The sequence below is a fragment of the Marinomonas pontica genome (genome assembly GCF_026191375.1).
In the GTDB taxonomy this organism is placed as follows: Bacteria; Pseudomonadota; Gammaproteobacteria; order Pseudomonadales; family Marinomonadaceae; genus Marinomonas; species Marinomonas pontica.
Genome location: NZ_JAODTL010000016.1, coordinates 1 through 21145, shown reverse-complemented (window position 1 = coordinate 21145; position 21145 = coordinate 1). Strand labels below are relative to the sequence as shown.

Genomic DNA, 21145 nt, shown 5'->3' with positions numbered 1-21145 from the left:
TATAAAACGCAAGATAGTGTGTTAGTTAGTGCAAAGGAAACTATTTTGAAAATGACTTAATACAAAAGAGGAGTGCATAAGATGGTGCGGATGGAGAGACTCGAACTCTCACGCCGTGAAGCACTGGAACCTAAATCCAGCGTGTCTACCAATTCCACCACATCCGCATGTCGTGTTGACGGGCGAGATATTACCTAGATTTTTTGACGATGCAAGCGTTTTTTGGTTTGGTATTTATATTTATTTTGTTCGAGATTTTTGCATAATTTTATAATGGCAAACGAGGACATCTAAATTGAAAAATGGTCTAATAATATCACCCTAAACTGTTATTTCAGCAGAGCGAATATATGGACAGCCATTCCGTTTCACTATTGTTAAATCCTCTTGATCTTGCAACACTTTTTGTCTTTTTTGCGTGTTGGTGGGGGTACGCTTTTTATGCTCAATATAATTCGAAACGCCGGTCTTGTTTGGTGAGCGTGTTGCATCAGTTTCGATTGGCTTGGATGTCACGATTGTTAAGACGAGATAACCGTATTGCCGATGCGTCTGTTATGGCAAATTTAGAAAGAAGTAGCTTATTTTTTGCATCAAGCAGTTTGTTGATCATTGCGGGGTTGTTTACGGCGTTTAACTATTCAGAAAAGGCGCTTGGAATCTTGTCGGATTTTTATCTTCTGGCGCCCATGAGTCAACAAGAATGGGAATTAAAAATTATTGTCTTGGTGGCTATTTTTTCTTATGCCTTTTTCACTTTCACTTGGTCAGTACGTCAATACAACTTTTGTTCGGTGTTAGTGGGAGTGCGCCTTTGGCGACGGAGCGTGGTATCGAAGACAGTGAACGTGAATTGTACGCAATGCACATGGCGCAAATTTGCAGTTTAGCGGCTAACCAATTCAATTATGGCTTGCGCGCGTTTTATTTTGCGATGGCATTTTGTGGCTGGTTCCTTGGGCCTTACTTTTGTATGGCGGCAAGTGTGATGGTGGTGGCGGTACTTTACCGTCGTGAATTCCGTTCTAAAACATTCAAGACCTTGAGCCGCGGACTCGTAATGAAATCCCATGCTTCCTAATTTCCCTAAACCGTTACCCGAAGACGATAAACCAACCAATCGGACGATAAACGTTGACGATCGCTTGTATCAATATCTTGTGGATGTGTCTGTTCGAGAAGATGATTTATTAAGAGCACTACGACGTGAAACGGCTCAATATCATATGGCTCGCATGCAGTTATCGCCCGAAGTGGGGCAGTTGCTGGCCTTGCTTATTAAGTTTCAATCGCCCAAAAAAATCCTAGAAATAGGCGTGTTTACTGGCTATAGCACCTTGTCGATGGCGATGGCCATGCCAAACAATGCTCAGTTGATTGCGATTGAAAAAAAGCAGATGTGGCTGGATATTGCGACGCGTTATTTAGAGCAAGCTGGTGTGATCGATCGTGTGACAACGTATTGTGATAAAGCTTTGCCGGTCATGACGTCTTTTTTAGACACCGAACGTGAAAGCTTTGACTTCATCTTTATCGACGCGGATAAACAAAACCTTTTGGCTTACTATCAACTGGCAAAACAACTATTGCGCCCCGGTGGCTGTTTGTTGATTGATAACACCTTATGGTGGGGAAATGTTGCAGATGAGTCATTTACAGATAAAGACACCAAGATAGTTCGAGAGTTAAACCTGACTATTCATAAAGATAAAGATGTCGAGCTTTCACTCATCCCGATTGGTGATGGTTTGACCCTGGTTCGTAAAAACACCTAAAGCCTGATCGTAAAACGATCAGGTGTCTTTGCTATTTCCCTCCGAATGCCTTCCACTTTTGTATATCCACAAGTTTATTGTGACTTTTTGGCTCTTTTTATGGTTATGGCCTCTTGAAATCGCTTTAAGAGGCTTTATCTATGAGGCACAAGTGAAACGAAATACGCCTTTGGTTTTTCCGAAGGTTCATTCAAATAGGAGCAAGCTACAACATGGCAACTGATACTCAAAAAGAAACGTTAGGGTTTCAAACCGAAGTGAAGCAACTACTTCATTTGATGATCCACTCTTTGTACTCCAACAAAGAAATCTTTCTACGAGAGCTTATTTCAAACGCATCTGATGCGGTAGACAAGCTTCGTTTTGAGTCTGTCGCTAACGCAGACCTTCTCGCAGAAGACCCAAACCTACGTGTTCGTATCGAATTTGATAAAGAGACGAATACGGTTGTTATCGACGATAACGGCGTTGGTATGTCCCGTGAAGAGGCGATTACTAACCTAGGCACGATTGCAAAGTCAGGCACGTCTTCTTTTCTAGAGCAATTGAGCGGTGACCAGAAAAAAGACAGTCAGCTAATTGGACAATTTGGTGTGGGCTTTTATTCTGCTTTTATTGTTGCTGATAAAGTCACCGTTGAAACGCGTCGTGCTGGAGCCGCAGAAAGCGAGGCGGTACGCTGGGTGTCTGATGGTTCTGGTGAATTCACTATCGAAAACATCGACAAAGACACTCGCGGAACGCGTATTACCCTTCACCTTAAAGCCGATGAGAAGGATTTTGCGGATAACTTCCGACTACGCTCTTTAGTGACGAAATACTCTGATCACATCTCTATTCCTGTCGAAATGGAAAAGCCGGTCTACCCAGAAATGGACGAAGAAGGCAATCCTAAGCCAGTGGAAGAAAATAAAGCACCTGAATACGAAGCGGTAAACTCTGCAAAAGCACTTTGGACGCGCCCTCGTAACGAAGTAACAGATGAAGAATACCAAGAGTTCTACAAGCACATATCTCACGATTACCAAGAACCTTTGAAGTGGTCTCACAACAAAGTAGAAGGTAAATTGGAATACTCAAGCTTGTTGTACATTCCTTCCAAAGCGCCTTACGATCTTTGGAATCGGGACATGCAACGCGGCCTGAAACTCTACGTTCAGCGCGTATTCATCATGGACGAAGCTGAAGCTTTCCTACCGCCTTACATGCGTTTCGTGAAAGGTGTGGTGGATTCAAATGATTTGTCTTTGAACGTTTCTCGTGAAATTTTGCAAAACGACCACGCGGTTGATTCCATGCGTTCTGCATTGACCAAGCGTGTTTTGGACATGTTGACAAAAATGGCGAAGAACGAGCCAGAAGACTACCAAAAATTCTGGGATGAATTTGGTAATGTCATCAAAGAAGGCCCAGCCGATGACATGGGTAACAAAGATAAGATCGCTGCTTTGTTGCGCTTTAGCTCGACTCACACCGATGCGGCAACGCAAAACGTGTCGTTGGCCGATTACATCGAGCGCATGAGTGAAGGCCAAGATAAGATCTACTACATCTATGCAGAGAACCACAATACGGCGAAAAACAGCCCGCATTTGGAAATCTTGCGTAAGAAAGGCTTTGAAGTCTTGTTACTGAGCGATCGTATCGATGAGTGGATGATGTCTTCTCTACAAGAGTTTGAAGGCAAATCTTTCCAAGACGTTACCAAGGGTAAGCTAGACTTAGCGGACCAAGAGAACGAGGAGGAGAAGAAAGAGAAAGAAGAAAAGGCTGAGCAAATCAAGCCGCTTCTAGATCGAATGAAAACTGTACTGGAAGAGAAAGTCGCTGGTGTAAATTCAACAGATCGTCTTACGAACTCGCCAGCTTGTTTGGTGGTTGGTGAGTACGACATGGGTCTGCAGATGCGTCGCTTGTTGGAGCAAGCAGGTCAGAAGCTACCTGAGTCTAAACCAACATTGGAAGTGAACCCAGATCACCCAATCGTTGCTAAGATGGATTCTGAAACCGATGAAGAGCGTTTCGCTGATATGGCGTGGTTGTTGTTTGAACAAGCGACCTTGTCTGAAGGTGGCCAGTTAGAAGACCCAGCTACGTTTGTTAGCCGTATGAACAAATTGATTGTTCAGCTAAGCAAATAACGTAGAAACCACACAGCGCTTAAAGCCCATATTTGGTAACAAATATGGGCTTTTTTGCATTAACAAGAAGCTCGGTATGGCGTTAAGTTTGCGTGCCGAATCGAAATCGTTTAGCGTTAATGCGTGCTAAGGATTAGCATCTTGATAATCAAAGGAGTGAACGGTGTTTCTGATTAAAAATAGTTTAATTTATGTATTTCTGCTTCCCATGCTGGTGTTTGCACAACCCGATGTGCAATTAGCCAAAGTCTATTCTGATGACACTCAAATCAATGATTACCTTGTGAGTGAAAAGTTCGACGGAGTTCGTGCTATTTGGACTGGGAGTGCTTTGGTTACACGTCAAGGAAACCCCATTCATGCGCCTTCTTGGTTCATCGAGCCATTACCGGCGGTTTGGTTGGATGGCGAGTTGTGGTCTAAACGAAATGATTTTGCCAATATTATGTCGACGGTAAGCAAACAAACACCTATAGACAGTGAGTGGCGTTCGATCCGTTATATGATTTTTGACGCGCCTGACAAAGATAAGCAAGACACCTTTGCCGAACGTTACCAACGCTATACTTCGATTGTGAATAAAATAGCGCAGCCTCATGTGCAGCCGATAAAGCAATTTTCGGTTAAAAGTAACGAAGAATTACTACGATTGTTGGCAGAATACGTTGATAACGGAGCGGAAGGTTTGATGCTGCATCGTAAGCTGGCTCGATTTGAGACAGGCCGCACGGATAACCTTCTGAAATTGAAACCTCACATGGACGCAGAAGCGAAAGTGATTGCGGTGCTAAAGGGCGCTGGAAAGTATCGGGATAAAATGGGGTCACTCATTGTGGAAATGCCGACAGGTTTGCGTTTTAAAATAGGCACAGGTTTTACGGACGCTGAGCGTGATTCTCCTCCCCAAATAGGCGAATATATCACGTATAAATACCACGGTTTTACGTCGCGAGGAGTGCCTCGTTTTGCGAGTTTTTTACGGGTTCGTGACGTGAATTATTAACGAATGTACTAATGTGAAGTTGAGGTGATTTGTGGATGTTTATTGTTTGCCTGGCACTATGTGTGATCATCGACTTTGGGCATCCACCCAGCGCGCTATAGGCACATCGATTAAGTTGATACATTGTGCGATTCCAATGGAGAATACATTGGATGCTATGGTAGAGGCGCTTGCAAATCGATTACCAAAGGAGCCTTTTGATTTATTAGGCTTCTCGATGGGTGGCTATTTGGCGTGTGCATTTGCTATAAAATACCCAGAGCGCGTACAGCGTTTAATGGTGTTGTCTAACACTGCGACAGGCTTGCTGGAGAGCGAGAGAAAACAGCGTGAAGTGGCGTTAAATTGGGTGTCTTCACAAGGCTACCGAGGGATACCCAAAAAAAGGCACAGGCCATGCTGGGAAAGCGCCATAAAGACAATATGGATTTGTTGGCATTGATTCAGGCAATGGATACCACGCTGGGTGAAGCCGTCTTGATTCAACAACTGACAAGCAGTCTGGATCGTCCTTCCTTGCTGAGTGAGTTGGAGCAGACCCACTTTCCGATTTGTGTCTCGGTGGGGGAGGAGGATGAACTGATGCCAGCGTCAGCTCTCTCTCATTTGAATCATTCAGATCGATACGAAGTTCGCGTGGCAGCGGATTGTGGTCACATGTTACCGATAGAGCAACCAAAATGGTTAGCGGATGTCCTTGTCCAGTTCTATTCGGGTGGGTGTGTTACTCGCTAAACGGTTGAGCAAAAGAGTGAATGCAGAGTCTTAATCAGCTCTTTTACCCGACTGTCGCCTATGCTGTAAAAAATCGTTTGAGACTCACGTCGAGTACTGACTAAACCGTCTTTTCTTAACACCGCTAGGTGTTGTGATAATGCCGATTGGCTTAATGGAAGTTTTTCGTTGAGCGCGGTAACGGACAATTCTTGATCCAATATATAACATAGGATCATCAGTCGGTTTTCATTGCTCAATGCTTTTAAAAAGACGGCGGCTTGTGAAGACTGCTTCAACATGTCTTCCATTGTACGTTGCTCATTTGCCATGATGTTTTCTCGTAATGTAGAGCGCTAAAGTCACATTAAGTTCGTGACACAAATAAAACCATCCACAATCTCTGTGGATAAACGGGGGAGTAGTGCGGTTTGATTGCCGTTCGTATCATGTTGGGCGGTCATTATACGTTCTTGTATACTATTTGCACAATGACCCCCAGATGGTTGCTCTATTAATCTAGATCAAAGCTTGTCCAGATAGGAGCGTGATCGGACGGTTTTTCAAGGGCGCGTAAATCGTAATCGACATCGGAATCTTTTAAGAAAGGGGTTAATCCATTTGATGACATGATCACATCGATTCTAAGACCGCGTTTAGGCGTGTCTTCAAAGCCTTTTGAGCGATAGTCAAACCAGCTAAAACGGTCATTTTTTTCTGGGTTCAATTGACGATAGGTGTCTGTCAGTCCCCAGTTGCTGAGGGTGGTAAACCACTCACGCTCTTCTGGCAAAAAGCTGCATTTTCCTGTTTTTAGCCAACGCTTTGCATTAGGTTCACCGATACCAATGTCTAAATCGGTAGGGGAAATATTGATGTCTCCCATGACAATGATCTTTTCATCTGGCGAGTGAGCAGCAAGGTAGTCCATAAGGTCTGCGTAAAATTTACGTTTCGCAGGAAACTTGGTTTCATGGTCTCGGCTTTCACCTTGAGGGAAATAGCCATTCAGTACCTTAACAGGACCTTGTGGTGTGTCGAACGTGGCGATGATCATGCGACGTTGCGCGTCTTCGTCGTCGCCTGGAAAGCCATACTCTACGCTAGTGGCTTCTTGTTTACTGAATATCGCCACACCATAATGGGACTTTTGACCATAATAATAAGCGTGGTAGCCGACGGATTTAGGGATGTCGTGAGGAAAGGCATCGTCGTGCACTTTTATTTCTTGTAGCCCAATCACATCCGGTGCGTGTTTTTCGACTAAGGCTTCGATTTGATGTGGTCGTGCGCGCAAACCATTGATATTAAAAGAGACAAATTTCATGTGATTTATTCCGTAGCGGGTTTTCTTAATCATACCTAGATGTTGCTATTCCATAAAGTACTTAACGAATGAGAATGAGTTAGATATTTTTGATCACAACAATAGCTGCATTCTTTTTAACTTCTTTCACGAGCCCTGTTACACTGTTCGCATTAATTAATGCATTCACATTGGAGAGCTTAAATGGCTTATCAGTACGATTTATTTGTCATTGGTGCGGGTTCTGGCGGCGTAAGAGCGAGCCGTGTCGCAGCCTCAAAAGGATACAAAGTTGCCGTCGCTGAAGGCAGTGCACTAGGTGGAACCTGCGTTAATATTGGTTGCGTACCAAAGAAATTGTTTGTTTATGGCTCTGAATACGGTCATGGCTTTGACGAAGCGGCAGGCTTTGGGTGGTCCCATCAGGGGGTTGAATTTAATTGGTCTGTATTGCGCGACAATAAAACCAAAGAAATTGAACGTTTAAATGGTATCTACGGCAATATGCTTGGTAATGCCGGTGTGGAAGTTATCTCTGGTTTTGCGAGTTTTGTTGATGAACATACCGTCATGGTGGATGGCAAAACTTACACAGCAGAGCGAATTTTGATCGCGGTTGGTGCTAAGCCTTTCATACCTGAATTTAACGGCAGTGATCTGGTTGTCAGTTCTAATGACATGTTCTATTTGGACGAGCTGCCCAAAAAAGCCCTTGTTGTGGGCGGTGGTTACATTGCCGTGGAATTTGCTGGCATCCTAAATGGCTTAGGTGTTGATACCAGTCTTGCTTATCGCGGGGACCAGTTGTTGCGTGGCTTTGATCAAGATGTTCGAGATTTTGCCAGCGAAGAATACAAAAAGTCCGGCATCGATGTACGCCTGAATACTGACGTTGACCGCATTGAGCTGGTTGATCCTGCTAATCCAAATAGTTTACGTACAGTACACTTCAAAGATGGTCACTCAGAAGAATTCGGCTTGATTCTTTATGCAACCGGTCGAGTGCCGAATGTGGCTACGTTGGCTCTTGAAAACGCCGGTATTGAAACGGGCAAAAATGGTGCGGTGATTATTGATAAAAACTTCACCACGTCGGCAAAAAGCGTCTTTGCCCTTGGTGATGTGACGGATCGTATACAGTTAACGCCTGTTGCGATTAAAGAAGCTATGGCATTGATCGCTTATTGGTTTGAAGGCAAAGAAGTCGATTTTGATTACGACAATATTCCAACGGCTGTCTTTAGCCAACCAGCAATCGGCACAGTGGGTTTAACCGAGCAAGAAGCAGAAAAACGAGGCTTAGATTTCCGTGTGTATCAAACGGACTTCCGCCCAATGAAGCACACGCTAAGCGGCGGTACGTCTCGTTCCCTAATGAAGTTACTCGTAAATAACCTAGACGATAAAGTGATTGGTGCACACATGGTGGGTGACTACTCTGGCGAGATTATCCAAGGTCTGGGGATTGCCATTAAAGCTGGCGCGACCAAAGCGGATTTTGATGACACGGTGGGAGTCCATCCAACCAGTGCGGAAGAATTTGTGACATTCTCTGCGGCATCCTTAAAGAAAAAATAAGCTCGAAAGAGAAATGCATTCGGACAATGGACTTAATAAAGACGCGTCGGTAGTAATGATCGACGCGTCTTTTTTTATGGGTGTTATTTCACATACGTTTTCTCTATCGGCGTAGTCTTAATTTCGATTGCCACTCTTCATGCTCTTCTTTAATGTGCTTAACACAATAGGCACTGAAAAATTAAGAGAGCAGAATGAACGACGTTTTAACCACGCTAGAGCCAAAAGCCATTTGGCGTCATTTTCAAACATTATGTAACACACCGCGCCCGTCCTATCATGAAGCCGAACTCAGAGAGCGTCTTATCCGTTGGGCGAGCGGACTGGGCCATCAAACTTATGTCGACCCTGTTGGAAATTTGTTAATTCGCAAAGTGGCCAGTCAGGGGATGGAAGACAGAGAGACGGTCGTCTTGCAAGGTCATCTAGACATGGTTGCGCAGAAGAACGCCGACATCGATCATGATTTCACCAAAGACCCAATTGTTACACAAATCATCGACGGTTGGGTGCACGCAACTGGTACCACGCTTGGTGCCGATAATGGAATTGGCGTCGCAGCTGCGATGGCGATTTTAGAGTCAACCGATCTGGCTCATGGGCCAATCGAAGCCTTATTTACCATAGAAGAAGAAACCAGCTTGCGTGGCGCATTGCAGCTGGAAGAGGGTATTCTAAAAGGCAAGATCTTATTGAACTTGGACTCAGAAGACCGCGGCGATGTTTATATTGGCTGTGCTGGTGGCATGGACATAAACATTGAAAAACACTACCCCGCAGTCGCTGCGGACAGCAGTAGGAAGGCTTTTACCATTACGGTGTCGGGTCTACGTGGTGGGCATTCTGGTTTGGATATCCATAAAGGCCGTGCCAGTGCCAACGTGCTTATTGTCCGTTTATTGAACTTGCTGAAAGAGCGCTGTGAGTTTGGTCTAAGCGCTTTTGCTGGCGGCACACTTCGCAATGCGATTTCACGAGACGCGCAAGCAACCATTAACATTAATCACAATGACCAAGCCACTCTATTTGCTTTTATTGAAGGGTTCAAAAAAGCCACCAAGGCGGAATTTTCCACGACCGAAGCTAATTTGGACGTGACACTGAACGCTGCGGAACTGGATTCAGAACTGAGAGACGCAGACAAAGATGCGTTGTTAAATGCTATGTTCTGTGCGCCTCACGGTGTACATCGCATGAGTGCTGATTTGGAGGGGGTAACGGAAACTTCCTGTAACTTTGGTGTGATTAACCTGCGGAACGCGGCGGATGGCAAGAAAGCATTTGATGCATGCTTGTTGGTTCGCTCTCTAGTGGATTCTGCCGTAGAGCACCTTGCTTATGTGGCAAAATCGGCCTTCTCCTTAATCCAAGCGGACGTCAAACTGGAAAACGGTTACCCAGGATGGAGACCTGATCCAAACGCTGGATTGTTGAAACATTTCTTAACGGTTCATACCGACGTCATGGGTCACGAAGCCAATGTGAAAGTGATTCATGCCGGCCTTGAGTGCGGCATCATTGGCGCGAAATACCCCGGTATGGAAATGGTGTCATTTGGTCCCAACATTCGTGGTGCGCATTCACCGACCGAACGCATGGAAATAGATTCCGTAGGGGATTTCTGGCGACTGCTGGTTGCTCTACTGGCGTCCGTTACAAAGGTTTAGGCCATTTTTTCTCTCCATAGGAAGGGTGAGAGTTTACGCGGCATTTTTATGTCGCTTAAACTGGCTGAAGAGTGGAGCGGATCAAGTAAATGGAGCGACATTTATTTTGATATTGTTGTGAGACTCAATGTGAATGTCGCTCTATTTTTGCTGTATTTACTCTTTACTTTTGAATGTCATTGAAATGGAGTTCACACAATGACGAATGTTGTTTTCAGTCAGCCTTTCTCCTTCAAACACATGGCCTAAGTGGCCGTCGCAATTTGCGCATACGATTTCAACACGACGTCCATCCGCATCGGGGAGCCGTTTTACGGCATTGGGGATTTCGTCATCAAAGCTTGGCCAGCCGCAGTGTGATAAGAATTTATGCTCAGACGTGTATAGCGGTGCGTCACATTGACGACAAACATACACGCCATTCTCCATGGTATCAGTATATTCACCGGTAAAAGGTCGTTCTGTGCCTTTATGAAGTAAAACTTGTGCTTCTTCTGGCGTCAGTCTGTTGTATGGTTTGCTCATATAAAATCACTCTTTTCCACGGTAATGGGACGGTATTTCAGTAAATTATGGCATGTCTTGTTACAGGATACTAAGACAATAAATTGCATGACCGGTTCCAGCTAGGACGATTGAATGTTGGAAAGTGTCTTACTTTAAGGTAAGACGTTTTGCAAATAATCACTATATTTCATAGAAATATGAATTCGATTTATTTGCTTTTACTAAGTTGAATATTCCCTGCTAATCTAAATATTCCTATTTGATTGGCCTGTTCGGAGGGCTGTCTTATGCTTCTTAATTTTACGCAAATATTCACTCCATCAAACTCGGCGCTTTCTCCTGAGTTCTATTCTTTGAGTGATGGATACGACGAGTATGACGAGTACGATAACGAAAGTGATGATGAAGAGTTTTACGGTGACCTTGAAGAAGGTGATGACGATTATTGGGATGATTCCAGCGATGACTGATACTTACGGGTAAAGAGTAAAGCGCAGGCATCCGCTGGCCTGTATATACATTACACATTTCACTTTGCCGACTGACGATGAGTACGAAAAGGGAAGTTTAAACAGCTTCCTTTTTTATTGGTGGTTATCCTTTTGTTATAAGTCAAGTTCGCTCGATCGGATTGCTTTCACTCTGCAGCGCTGGTTACACTGGAAGTGCATTTTCTCGATAAAAAATTGAAAGGGGCATATTGTGAGCCAGACATTCGACTCTATTTTTAAAGACGACATCAAACGGGTGCATTATCAAATTGACGGTTTGAGTTCTAAAAAAAGTCATATTCAAGTGGTTATTTGGCCAACATTTTCAGGCCTGAGTGATTTTGAAAGAGGGGTGGCCGATCATATTGCGTCTCTTGGCTTTTCCGCGACGGCGTTAGATTTATATGGCATAGAGAATAATCCGCATGAAATGGATGAAAAACGCGCCAAGATGGGCGCTTTGCTTGCGGAATCTGAGCCACTGCATGGTTTATTGGCCGAGCTCACGCAATCGGCGTGCGATGCTATGCATGGTAAAACCATTGTGCATGTGGGGTTTTGTCTTGGCGGGCGTTTGGCTTTAGAGGCTGGATTGCATTTTACGGAAAGTGCTGGCGCGGCAAGCTTTCATGGGTTGATGAGCTTTAATCGAGCGCAATCAGAAGAAAAAGCCAATACCCATACAAAAATACTGATTCTGAACGGTTATCAAGACCCGCTGGTTGAGGAGTCTGACGCTCAGACGGCAAAAGGGTATTTGACGAGTTTAGGGATAGATTTTCAGTTTGTTGATTTCAGCAATACCATGCATTCGTTCATGCTGCCAAGTGCGAATAACCCAGATCATGGTAGCCAATTTAACCCTCTGTCAGCAAAACGTGCTTTTGGCTATCTTGCTAACTTTCTAGAAGAGTTTGTGTAAGCCTAGGGCGCACATTTCTCTGAATGTGACATTGACAGCCATCAGGCTGATATAAATGTATCAGTCTGAAGGCGCAATATTGCCATCGTTCCTATCTGGTTTTCTCTCTGCGTATTTTTCTTCTTAAAAGCGATCTTGAGCTGACCCCAAATAGTTGGACATTCCAATGACTGGGGGCTTTTTATGTTTCAGTCTGATTTCTTAATAAATAAAAGTCGTTCTCAAACAATTGCGAATATATTGTATTATGTTATATCATAACATTTTTTAATTTATGGATAATTCGGTTATGACGATACGGTTTTCTTTTGGGCGGGTAATGTTGTCTGTTGCAGTGCTAAGTGTGTCGTATGTGGCGCCTGTATTCACTCATTCGGCGTACGCAACGCCAAATGTGACGAATACATTGTCAATCAGTGCGGCTTTTGAATTCACCAGTTTAGATCCCTCAAAAAATGGCTTTATTTTCAGTCGCATGCAGATGTTAGAAACCTTGGTCGATGTCGATGAAAACGGTTTGTTGCTCCCAGCCTTGGCGAAAAGTTGGCAGGTAAGTGATGATGCTAAAACCTGGACATTTGAGCTACGTGATAAGGTGTATTTTCATGACGGCAGCTTAATGGATGCCGATGCGGTAGTGAACAGTTTGCGCATTGCGCAAGGAAAGCATGGTGCGTTAAGAACGGCACCTGTTACAAGCATCGAAGCGGTTGACGAAAGTACGGTGGCGATCACTTTGTCTCGTCCCTATATTTTGTTGGGTGCGGTATTGGCAAATTACGCCAACAGTGTTTTGTCGTTAGACGCGTATGGAAAGAATGGTGATGTGCTGGCGTTGTCAGGGACGGGACCGTATCAACTTTATCAATTTTCACCCCCGCATAAATTGGTGGTAGATAAGTTTGAGGATTACTGGGGAAAGAAAGCCAGTATTCCTTACGCAAGTTATTTGACGGGGCACCGTGCAGAAAGTCGAGTTTTACAAGCCAGAAGTGGTCAAGCCGATATTGTGTTTGGCTTGGATCCGGCTAGCTTGCCCTCTTTAAAGCGACTTCCGAACTTGGAAGTTCACTCTAATCCTATTCCGAGAACAATCGTGCTTAAGTTAAACAGCGGTCATCCTTTTATGAAGGATGTGAACGCACGTAAAGCCTTGAGTTTAGCGATTAACCGTCAAGGTATTGCGAAAGGGATTTTGCGTGTCCCAGGTTCTGAAGCGGACCAGCTTTTACCGACTTCTATGTCTAATTGGCACTTAGCCAATGTGACCAGCAAAACGGAAGCGGAGGCGGGTACACCAGAATCTCTGTTGGCGTCTTTGGGATGGAAGAAAAATTCAAACGGCATGTTGGAAAGAGAGGGTGTGCCATTTCATTTGACCATTATTACGTATGCGGATCGACCAGAACTGACCACGGTAGCGACGGCGATTCAAGCTCAATGGCAGGCGATTGGTATCGATACGAAAGTTGAAGTGACCAATTCCAGCGCCATTCCAATGGGGCATCAAGATGGATCATTAGACGTTGCCTTGATCGCGCGTAACTATGGTTTTATTGCGGACCCGTTGGGCGTTATGCTGTCTGATTTTGGTTCCAATGGCGGAGGCGATTGGGGGGCAATGAATTGGAATAATGAAAAGCTAAGTGCCGATTTGATGACGTTAGAAGAAACGTCTGATCCAGTGAAATACAACAAAATGGCTCAACACAGTGCTCAGATTATTTATGACGAGCGTCCCATGATTCCAGTGTCATCTTATGTTCAGCAGACGTCGGTGAATAAGCGTGTTAAAGGTTTTCGCTTTGATCCTTTTGAGCGTAGCTTTTATTTAAATGAAATGGAGTTCGTAAAATAATGAAAGCAATGCTTTTGAAAAGGGCGCTTCAATTGGTCACAGTGGTTTGGGGAGTGGGTACTCTGACCTTTATTTTGATGCGCTCTTTACCTGGTGATATGGCATATCGAATTGCGGCCAGTCGTTATGGGCAAGACAATGTTGATTCTAATGCGGCGGCATTGGTACGAGAAGAGCTAAAGTTGGATCAAGGTGCTTTGACGGCTTATTGGCATTGGTTGACAGATCTTCTGCAATTTAAATTAGGCGATTCATTAGTCAGTGGTTTGCCCGTGATGGACACGGTTCAGCATATGTTAGGGCACTCTTTGATGTTGGCGTTTGCTGGTTTGATGGTGTCGGTTTTGATAGCGGTGCCGTTGGGATTGCTGAGTGCATGGCGAGGAAACCCTTTTGATTCGATTCTAATGAGTTTATCCAGTGTGATTCGAGCCATGCCGGTGTTTGTTTTAGGCGTATTGTTCATTTTGTTATTTGCTCTTCATTGGAATTGGTTTCCTGTGGCGGGTTTCGGCTCGCCTGCGCATTTGGTTTTGCCCGCTGTTACCTTGGCGTTGAGCTTGGCGGCGGTGTCCAATCGTGTGGTTCGAGATTCTGCCAAACGAACCTTTGCTGCGGCGTTTTATCAATTCTCGAAAGTGAAAGGATTGTCTGCTTGGCAGACATTTCGTCAGCATGGCGTGCGCAATATTGCGGTGCCAGTGGTGGCGTTTTTTGGCATCCAGTTAGTGAGCATGATTGAAGGGATTGTGATGATTGAGTCATTGTTTTCATGGCCGGGGATTGGGCATGGTTTGGCTCATGCGATTTTTGCCCGTGATATTCCAGTGATACAAGGCGCGGCTTTGGTGATGGGGGTTTTGTTCGTTTTATTGAATACCTTGGTGGATGTTATCTGTTTATGGATTGATCCAAGAGGGGCGAAAACAGTATGAAGATGATTAAATCCCAATGGGTTGGCCTGTTTATTTTATTGGCCTTATTGGCGTTCTCGTTGTTGGGGATTGTATTTTCGCCTCATAGCATCTCCCAGCAAGATTTAAATGCGATTATGGAGCCGCCTTCTGCGGCACATTGGCTCGGTACAGATCATTTTGGCCGCAGCATGATGACGCGTATGGCGCATGCGATTGGCTTGTCTTTTGCCTTGAGTGTGTTGTGTGTGCTGACGTCTTCTTTGGTCGGTACAACGTTTGGTTTATGGGCGGTTTGGGGCGGAAAAAAGTTGATAGTGCGCTGAATGTGATGGTCAATATATTGCTTGCCTTACCAGGCTTGGTGGTTGTTCTGTTGCTGGCGGCCATTGTTCCTGGTTCGTTTTTGATGCTGTATTTGGCGATTTCTTTGGTGCAATGGGTCGAATACTTCCGCGTGGTTCGAGCCGTAACTCAGGGTGTGATCCAAAGTCCAGCAAGACAATCTTCCGAGATGATGGGCTTTGGTCGCTGGTATCAGTTTAAACGCCATATTTGGCCTGCTATTTCCCTTCGGTGTTCACTTTGGCGGCCTTTGGTGGTGCGAACGCGATTTTGACCATGGCGTCGCTAGGGTTTGTTTATGTCGGGATACAGCCACCCATGGCTGAACTTGGTTTGATGACGGTTGAACTGTTTCCTTATTACAGCGAAGCACCTTGGTTGTTGGCTCAGCCCTTAATGGTTATTGCGTTGTTGGTGTTTTCATTTCATTTGTTGGCAGGGAAACGAGTATGACGGTACTGCTGAAATTAACCAATGTGGCGGTTTATGTGGGCGACACTTGTTTGTTGGAGCCAATTTCTTTGGCGTTAAATCAAGGTCAACCGTTAACCATATTGGGTCAAACGGGTTCGGGTAAAAGCTTATTAGCGCAAGCTATTATGGGGTTATTGCCCACTGATTTGAGTGTGTCTGGAGACATAGAGGCATTTGGTAAGGTGATGACGATTGAAGAGCGTCAAGCTTTGTGGGGACGTGAAATGGTCATGTTACCGCAAGAGCCTTGGCATTCTCTTGATCCGTTAATGAAGGGCATTGATCAAGTCAAAGAGGTATATCAATTCGTGCGTGAGAAAGACCCGCAGGAAGCGCTAGCGATGGCCGAAGAGGATTTACGTCATGTTGGTTTGGCGTTTAATGGCCATAAACGCGCGGATGAGTTGTCTGGCGGTATGGCGCAACGACTGGCCATTGCGGCGGCGACAGCGGGTGGTGCGCATGTGATTTTGGCGGATGAGCCAACCAAAGGGCTGGATATATCTCGTCGTGATGGCATTGTGCAGCTGCTGCAGGCTCGTTCGAATCTAGGCAGTTTGCTGACTATTACTCACGATGTGTCGGTAGCCCGTCAGTTGGGTGGTTTGCTGCTGGTAATGAAAGAGGGTCGTTTAGTCGAGCAAGGTGAAGCCGCTCAAGTGCTTGATTATCCAAAAGACGATTACACACGAGAGTTGATCGCTGCCGAGCCCAGGGCTTGGCAAGATATGGCGCCAACAATGCGAAAGAACGACGCTGATGATATTTTAATCGCGGATAATGTGCGATTAGAGCGAGGAGGGAGAACCTTGTTTGACGGTTTGTCTTTCTCTATCAAACAGGGCGAAGTGGTGGGTATTGTCGGTGACAGTGGGTGTGGTAAATCCTCTCTTGGTGACGCCTTGCTTAACTTACTGCCTGTTTCTTCGGGTAAGCTGACTCGTTTTAATAAAACTGCTCAGCCACACCAGTGGCTGAAACTCTATCAAGATCCGCCTTCGGCGTTTTCATCTAGCGTTACATTGGGTCAGCTGCTTGATGATGTGGTGGATTTACATGGTATTGATAAAGCCCGTATTTCGCCTTTGATGGACCGGTTGAATTTACCTGAAGGCATTCTAGACCGTAATTGTTTGGCAGTGTCTGGTGGTGAATTGCAGCGTTTTGCGATTCTGCGGGCTCTGTTGTTGGATCCGGTGTTTTTATTTGCTGATGAGCCAACGTCACGTCTTGATCCGATTACCGCAAAGGAGGTCACTGGATTGTTGGTTGAGTTAGCAAGCGAAGCGGGTTGCGCGGTATTGTTGGTCAGTCATGATATGGACTTAGTCCGAAAGACGTGTCATCAGGTGGTGTCGATATAGCGACAGCTTTCAAAAAGAGTGTGAAACAAACCAATAAAGCGCTGGATGTTACCGCGCTTTAGGTTTCACTTTTGACTGGCGTATGGTCTAATTTTTCTTAATTGTATTTATTAGGAAAAAGCTCATGTTAAATAAACGTTGTGTGTCTGTTGTTCTATTGAGTTCTGCTGCACTGTTAGGCTCCAGTAGTGTTTTGGCTTTTGATGACTACTGCACACCAAAACTCAATAAGTACTTGGAAAACGTTCAGAATACCGTAGATTCAAAATATATTTCGCAGCGTCAAAAAGACGTGGCGCAAAAGATCCTCGACAGAGTGAAGAATAGCCGCAATGAAACAGAAGATTGTGTTTTGATCGATAAATTATTGCCTTAGTTTTTGGGTTTTAAATGCAGCAAAATATTGATCTTCTGTTATGTTTTATAAATAGGATTAATCAAACTTTGCTTTGTGGTGTTTTGAATGCAGCCTCTTGAGGGGAAATGAATGGATCCATTACTGGCTTCTTTGAAAGTCGCTCGATCTCTTTTGGGGATGTCATGTTCGGGTTTACTTTTTGAAGACGGTCGTGTTGTTGTTTCTGGTGAAATTGCAGGCGTTGAGGCGGATGACTTATCTGCCTTGATGACTCATTGTTGTGACACTGCTTCTACACGATGGCTTGATGTTCTTTCGACGCCTTCCGCCCCATCGATATTCTCCAAGTACCCTCAAATAGCGTGTTGTATGATTGAGTGGTTGCCGACTCATCATGTGCGTTTGTTTTTCTTCAATGATTTGCCTTGTGCTCTTTCTGAAGAGAATATTGGCGAACATGTCGCTTCATTGGGTGCCATGTTGTCTGGTTTACTGCCGTCATTGCCCATAGCGAGTGCTCATAAAAAGACACGCTTCTTTGAGAATGATGAATTGTTGCCCTTCAACGATAGCCTTTCTGTGTATCTTGCGTTTTTGGACAGCGATTTACGTTACAGATACGTTAATCAGGCCTATGAAAAACGCTTTGGTTTATCAAAAGAGCTCATTCTTGGTAAGCATGTAAAAGACGTTGTCTCAGCTGACATGTTTGCAGTGATAGAAAATAAGTTGTTGGACGCTCTTCAAGGGAATGAGGTTCGTTTTCAATATAAAACAAGTCAAATGGCTGATATAGGGGGGCGGTTTAACGAATCGTCCTACATTCCTAGAATAGAGCACGGTGAAGTCACTGGTATTTATGTGTGTGTGCAGGATGTCACGCCTCAAAGAACCACAATGCAAACTCTTAAACGCTTGCACGAGGTGACGGCAAATTCAGCACTGAGTCTGGATGAGAAATTGCAGAAAATACTAAAAGTTGGCTCCGATCAATTTGCACTTCCCATCGGCCTTATCAGTTGCATCGAAGGCGATGTGTACACAGTGAAGTACAGCCATACGCCAAATGGTGAGGTGCTGCCTGGTACAGAATTTGAGTTAGGCAATACTTACTGTGTTCATACGCTCAGCAGTGATTTGCCCACGTCGTTTTTCCATACGGCGATAAGCGACATTAAAGAGCACCCGTGTTATGTGAATTTTGGTTTAGAAGCTTATATAGGGATCGTCGTTTATGTAAGAGGGAGGCGCTGGGGAACGCTTAACTTCTCAAGCCCCACACCTAAAACACAGCCTTTTAGTGAAGACGATTATGAAGTGATGAAATTGCTTGCTCAATGGGTTGGCAATGAAATGACCTTGGAACAAGATCGGGCGTTACAGCAACAATACGAAAATGAGTTGAAGGAACAAAAAATATTTTTTGAGTCCTTGTTTGTGAATGCGCCGGAAGCCATTGTGCTCGTCGGAGCTGACCGTAGAGTTAAGATGATCAACCCCGCATTTAGTGAACTATTTGGGTATCAACTTGATGAAATTAGAGGTCAAAGCACCCAGATGCTTTACGCGGAAGAGCGGGACTTCATTAAGCAAGGCGACGCCTACGATGTTACGACAGCAGACATTTTAAATCGCTATCGAGCTAGCTATATACACAAACAGGGCCATGTGTTCCACACGGAAACCATTGGCAGCCAAATTCGAAATGTGGATGGCAGTCTGGGTGGCTACATCGCGCATGTGCGTGATGTTAGTGAACGGCTAGAGGTCGAAAAGAAAATGATCGACACCAATTTGCGCCTGTCTATCGCAGCAGATGCGGCAGGAATTGGTGTTTGGGAGCTGGATTTACATACCGAAACATTAAATTGGGATGATTGGATGTATCGACTTTACGGTACATCACAACAAGCAGGTCTTTCTCCATTAGATTTATGGGAAGAATGTGTTTACCCAGAAGATAAAGTGAGGCTGCGAGGTGTTTTTCAAAATTTAAGCATGGAGGGATATCTCACCTCGCCAGAAGTCGCATTTATTTCAAAAGAACTCGATTTTGACTTTAAAATCGTACGTAAGGATGGACAAACACGTTACCTAAAATCGGATGCCATCCTCGTATTGGATAAAATGGGGCATGCATCACACCTAATTGGCGTCAATATGGACGTTACTTCCCGAAAAGAAACGGAAGTGTTGCTACGTGAAGCCAGTCAACAGGCTCTGGCTGCCAGTAAGGCCAAGAGTAACTTTCTTGCAACCATGAGTCATGAAATCCGTACGCCATTAAACGGTGTGTTGGGCATGGCTGAATTGTTGTCTGGTACCTCCCTTAATTTTGAACAGAGAGAGCAACTGCGAGTCTTACAAGAGTCAGGTGAAGGTTTGTTGACTCTGATAAACGATTTATTGGACTTTTCAAAAATTGAAGCGGGGCATTTGTCGATTGAGAGAGTGGATTTTAATTTAGAGAAAACACTCTACGACATTGTCCGAATGTTGGTGATAAAAGCGGAAGAAAAAGGCATTGATCTGCTGGTGGAATACGCAGAAAACTGCCCTCGGTTTTTGGTGGGGGATGTTTTTAGAATTAAACAGATCTTAACCAACTTGATTAGTAATGCGATTAAATTTACTAACGAGGGCCATGTTTTAGTGACGGTAAATGGCATAACAAACAAGCAAGGTCAGGCTACATTAACCATCCATGTTGCGGATACCGGTGTTGGGATTGACAAAGCGGTTCAGCCTTTCTTGTTTAATGCCTTTGTGCAAGCGGATAGCTCAACAACACGGAAGTTTGGTGGCACAGGACTGGGACTGGCCATCACTAAGCAATTAATTGCTCTAATGCAGGGTGAAATCAGTTTGGTGAGTGAGCCTGATGTAGGTTCTACTTTTTCTGTTTGTCTGTCTTTGCCAGTGAGCCATGCGATCTCACACATTGAAACTGTGGTTAATGAAGACCTGTTGATTGGTAAAAAAACGCTGGTCATTGATGATAACGAAACCAATTTGACCATTTTAAAGAATCAATTACGTTCTTGTGATATTTATACCGACACAGAAGTGGACCCTGTTGAAGCGCTCTATCGAATTAAAAAAGCGATAGATGACGGTGTGCCGTATCAGATTGTCATTTTAGATTATATGATGCCTGAGCTGGATGGCTTAATGTTGGCGAAGCTGATCCGAGAGGCAAGTGGCTCTGCTCTGCGCCCCGTCATTTTAATGACGACTTCTGCTGGGTTGATTTCGAGTGAGAAATTGTCCGATGTGGGTGTGAATGTCAATGTGGCGAAGCCAATGACCGGGGTAATGTTAAAAAAAGGGCTGATCTCAGCCTTGTCAACGCATGTTATTGGTCGGCAGATTTCGTATTTTGACTCTAAAGACAAAGCGCTGAGCGGGGTAGAAATACAGAGTGATGAACCGCCTAAAAAACGGGGTTTGGTCTTGGTTGTTGAGGATATGCGCGCCAACATGGCAGTTGCAAGAGGCATATTAGAGCGAATGGGGTTTGATGTATTAGGCGCTGAAAATGGCGCAATTGGTGTTGATATGTGGAAAGTACACCAACCTGATTTTATCTTTATGGATTTGCACATGCCAGTGATGGATGGTCTATCGTCAATGCGACATATTCGACAGGCTGAAAAAAGCACAGGTAGAGAACGAGTGCCAATTCTGGCATTGACTGCAGATGTTATGTCAGACACCCTTGCTGAAGT

Annotated in this window: 20 protein-coding genes, 1 tRNA gene and 1 pseudogene; 18 read left to right on the top strand and 4 right to left on the bottom strand. The window is 44.6% G+C overall.

Annotated elements, in window-relative coordinates; translation table 11 throughout:
* Positions 1-82: 82 nt before the first annotated feature.
* Positions 83-167, bottom strand: a tRNA-Leu gene (locus tag N5P32_RS02255).
* A 183-nt stretch (positions 168-350) separates the two neighbouring features.
* On the opposite strand from N5P32_RS02255, the pseudogene N5P32_RS18140 reads away from it, so the two are divergent.
* The 6 genes and pseudogenes from N5P32_RS18140 to N5P32_RS02220 all read left to right on the top strand — a co-directional run bounded on the left by N5P32_RS18140 (position 351) and on the right by N5P32_RS02220 (position 5654).
* Positions 351-1081 (top strand): annotated as a pseudogene (locus tag N5P32_RS18140) (DUF599 domain-containing protein).
* Positions 1071-1775 (top strand): O-methyltransferase, encoded by a 705-nt coding sequence (locus N5P32_RS02240; RefSeq protein ID WP_265727572.1) that lies wholly within the window; start codon positions 1071-1073, stop codon positions 1773-1775. Before N5P32_RS18140 ends, N5P32_RS02240 begins: the two are co-directional and overlap by 11 nt.
* A gap of 212 nt (positions 1776-1987) precedes the next feature.
* Positions 1988-3916, top strand: coding sequence for a molecular chaperone HtpG (htpG, locus tag N5P32_RS02235; RefSeq protein ID WP_265727571.1), 1929 nt, complete (start codon positions 1988-1990; stop codon positions 3914-3916).
* Positions 3917-4079: 163 nt separating this feature from the next.
* Positions 4080-4919, top strand: coding sequence for a DNA ligase (locus tag N5P32_RS02230; RefSeq protein WP_265727570.1), 840 nt, complete (start codon positions 4080-4082; stop codon positions 4917-4919).
* Positions 4920-4950: 31 nt separating this feature from the next.
* Positions 4951-5361, top strand: coding sequence for an alpha/beta fold hydrolase (locus N5P32_RS02225; RefSeq protein WP_265727569.1), 411 nt, complete (start codon positions 4951-4953; stop codon positions 5359-5361).
* Positions 5316-5654: an alpha/beta fold hydrolase gene (locus N5P32_RS02220; RefSeq protein WP_265727568.1), complete on the top strand. Its 339-nt coding sequence runs from the start codon at positions 5316-5318 to the stop codon at positions 5652-5654. Before N5P32_RS02225 ends, N5P32_RS02220 begins: the two co-directional genes overlap by 46 nt.
* On the opposite strand, the gene N5P32_RS02215 is transcribed toward N5P32_RS02220, so the two are convergent.
* Positions 5651-5965 carry an ArsR/SmtB family transcription factor gene (locus tag N5P32_RS02215; RefSeq protein WP_265727567.1) on the bottom strand — a complete coding sequence of 105 codons (315 nt, stop codon included), beginning with the start codon at positions 5963-5965 and terminating at the stop codon, positions 5651-5653. The genes N5P32_RS02220 and N5P32_RS02215 overlap by 4 nt on opposite strands.
* A 182-nt stretch (positions 5966-6147) precedes the next feature.
* Positions 6148-6960 (bottom strand): exodeoxyribonuclease III, encoded by an 813-nt coding sequence (xthA, locus tag N5P32_RS02210; RefSeq protein WP_265727566.1) that lies wholly within the window; start codon positions 6958-6960, stop codon positions 6148-6150.
* A 183-nt stretch (positions 6961-7143) separates the two neighbouring features.
* On the opposite strand from xthA, the gene gorA reads away from it, so the two are divergent.
* Positions 7144-8517: a glutathione-disulfide reductase gene (gene gorA / locus N5P32_RS02205; RefSeq protein ID WP_265727565.1), complete on the top strand. Its 1374-nt coding sequence runs from the start codon at positions 7144-7146 to the stop codon at positions 8515-8517.
* 194 nt (positions 8518-8711) lie between these two features.
* Positions 8712-10184, top strand: coding sequence for an aminoacyl-histidine dipeptidase (locus tag N5P32_RS02200; protein WP_265727564.1), 1473 nt, complete (start codon positions 8712-8714; stop codon positions 10182-10184).
* A gap of 156 nt (positions 10185-10340) precedes the next feature.
* On the opposite strand, the gene N5P32_RS02195 is transcribed toward N5P32_RS02200, so the two are convergent.
* Complete coding sequence (locus tag N5P32_RS02195) at positions 10341-10709, bottom strand: methionine-R-sulfoxide reductase (protein ID WP_265727563.1); 369 nt, start codon at positions 10707-10709, stop codon at positions 10341-10343.
* Between the two features lie 269 nt (positions 10710-10978).
* On the opposite strand from N5P32_RS02195, the gene N5P32_RS02190 reads away from it, so the two are divergent.
* The 10 genes from N5P32_RS02190 to N5P32_RS02145 all read left to right on the top strand — a co-directional run.
* A complete protein-coding gene (locus N5P32_RS02190; RefSeq protein WP_265727562.1) occupies positions 10979-11161 on the top strand; it encodes a hypothetical protein in 183 nt (60 codons plus the stop codon).
* A gap of 232 nt (positions 11162-11393) precedes the next feature.
* A complete protein-coding gene (locus tag N5P32_RS02185; RefSeq protein ID WP_265727561.1) occupies positions 11394-12104 on the top strand; it encodes a dienelactone hydrolase family protein in 711 nt (236 codons plus the stop codon).
* 289 nt (positions 12105-12393) lie between these two features.
* Positions 12394-13962, top strand: a complete 1569-nt coding sequence (locus N5P32_RS02180; protein ID WP_265727560.1) for an ABC transporter substrate-binding protein — start codon at positions 12394-12396, stop codon at positions 13960-13962.
* Positions 13962-14897, top strand: coding sequence for an ABC transporter permease (locus N5P32_RS02175; protein ID WP_265727559.1), 936 nt, complete (start codon positions 13962-13964; stop codon positions 14895-14897). The genes N5P32_RS02180 and N5P32_RS02175 overlap by 1 nt, the downstream gene beginning before the upstream one ends.
* Positions 14894-15202, top strand: a complete 309-nt coding sequence (locus N5P32_RS02170; protein WP_265727558.1) for a hypothetical protein — start codon at positions 14894-14896, stop codon at positions 15200-15202. Before N5P32_RS02175 ends, N5P32_RS02170 begins: the two co-directional genes overlap by 4 nt.
* Before the next feature lie 5 nt (positions 15203-15207).
* Positions 15208-15495 (top strand): ABC transporter permease subunit, encoded by a 288-nt coding sequence (locus N5P32_RS02165; protein ID WP_265727579.1) that lies wholly within the window; start codon positions 15208-15210, stop codon positions 15493-15495.
* The gene (locus N5P32_RS02160; protein WP_265727580.1) at positions 15462-15674 is read left to right on the top strand and encodes a hypothetical protein; all 213 of its coding nucleotides are present in this window, start codon (positions 15462-15464) and stop codon (positions 15672-15674) included. Before N5P32_RS02165 ends, N5P32_RS02160 begins: the two co-directional genes overlap by 34 nt.
* Positions 15671-17059 carry an ABC transporter ATP-binding protein gene (locus N5P32_RS02155; RefSeq protein ID WP_265727557.1) on the top strand — a complete coding sequence of 463 codons (1389 nt, stop codon included), beginning with the start codon at positions 15671-15673 and terminating at the stop codon, positions 17057-17059. The genes N5P32_RS02160 and N5P32_RS02155 overlap by 4 nt, the downstream gene beginning before the upstream one ends.
* 124 nt (positions 17060-17183) lie before the next feature.
* Complete coding sequence (locus tag N5P32_RS02150; protein WP_265727556.1) at positions 17184-17435, top strand: hypothetical protein; 252 nt, start codon at positions 17184-17186, stop codon at positions 17433-17435.
* Positions 17436-17546: 111 nt separating this feature from the next.
* Positions 17547-21145: PAS domain S-box protein (locus N5P32_RS02145; protein ID WP_265727555.1), on the top strand; the 3599-nt coding region annotated here is incomplete at its 3' end.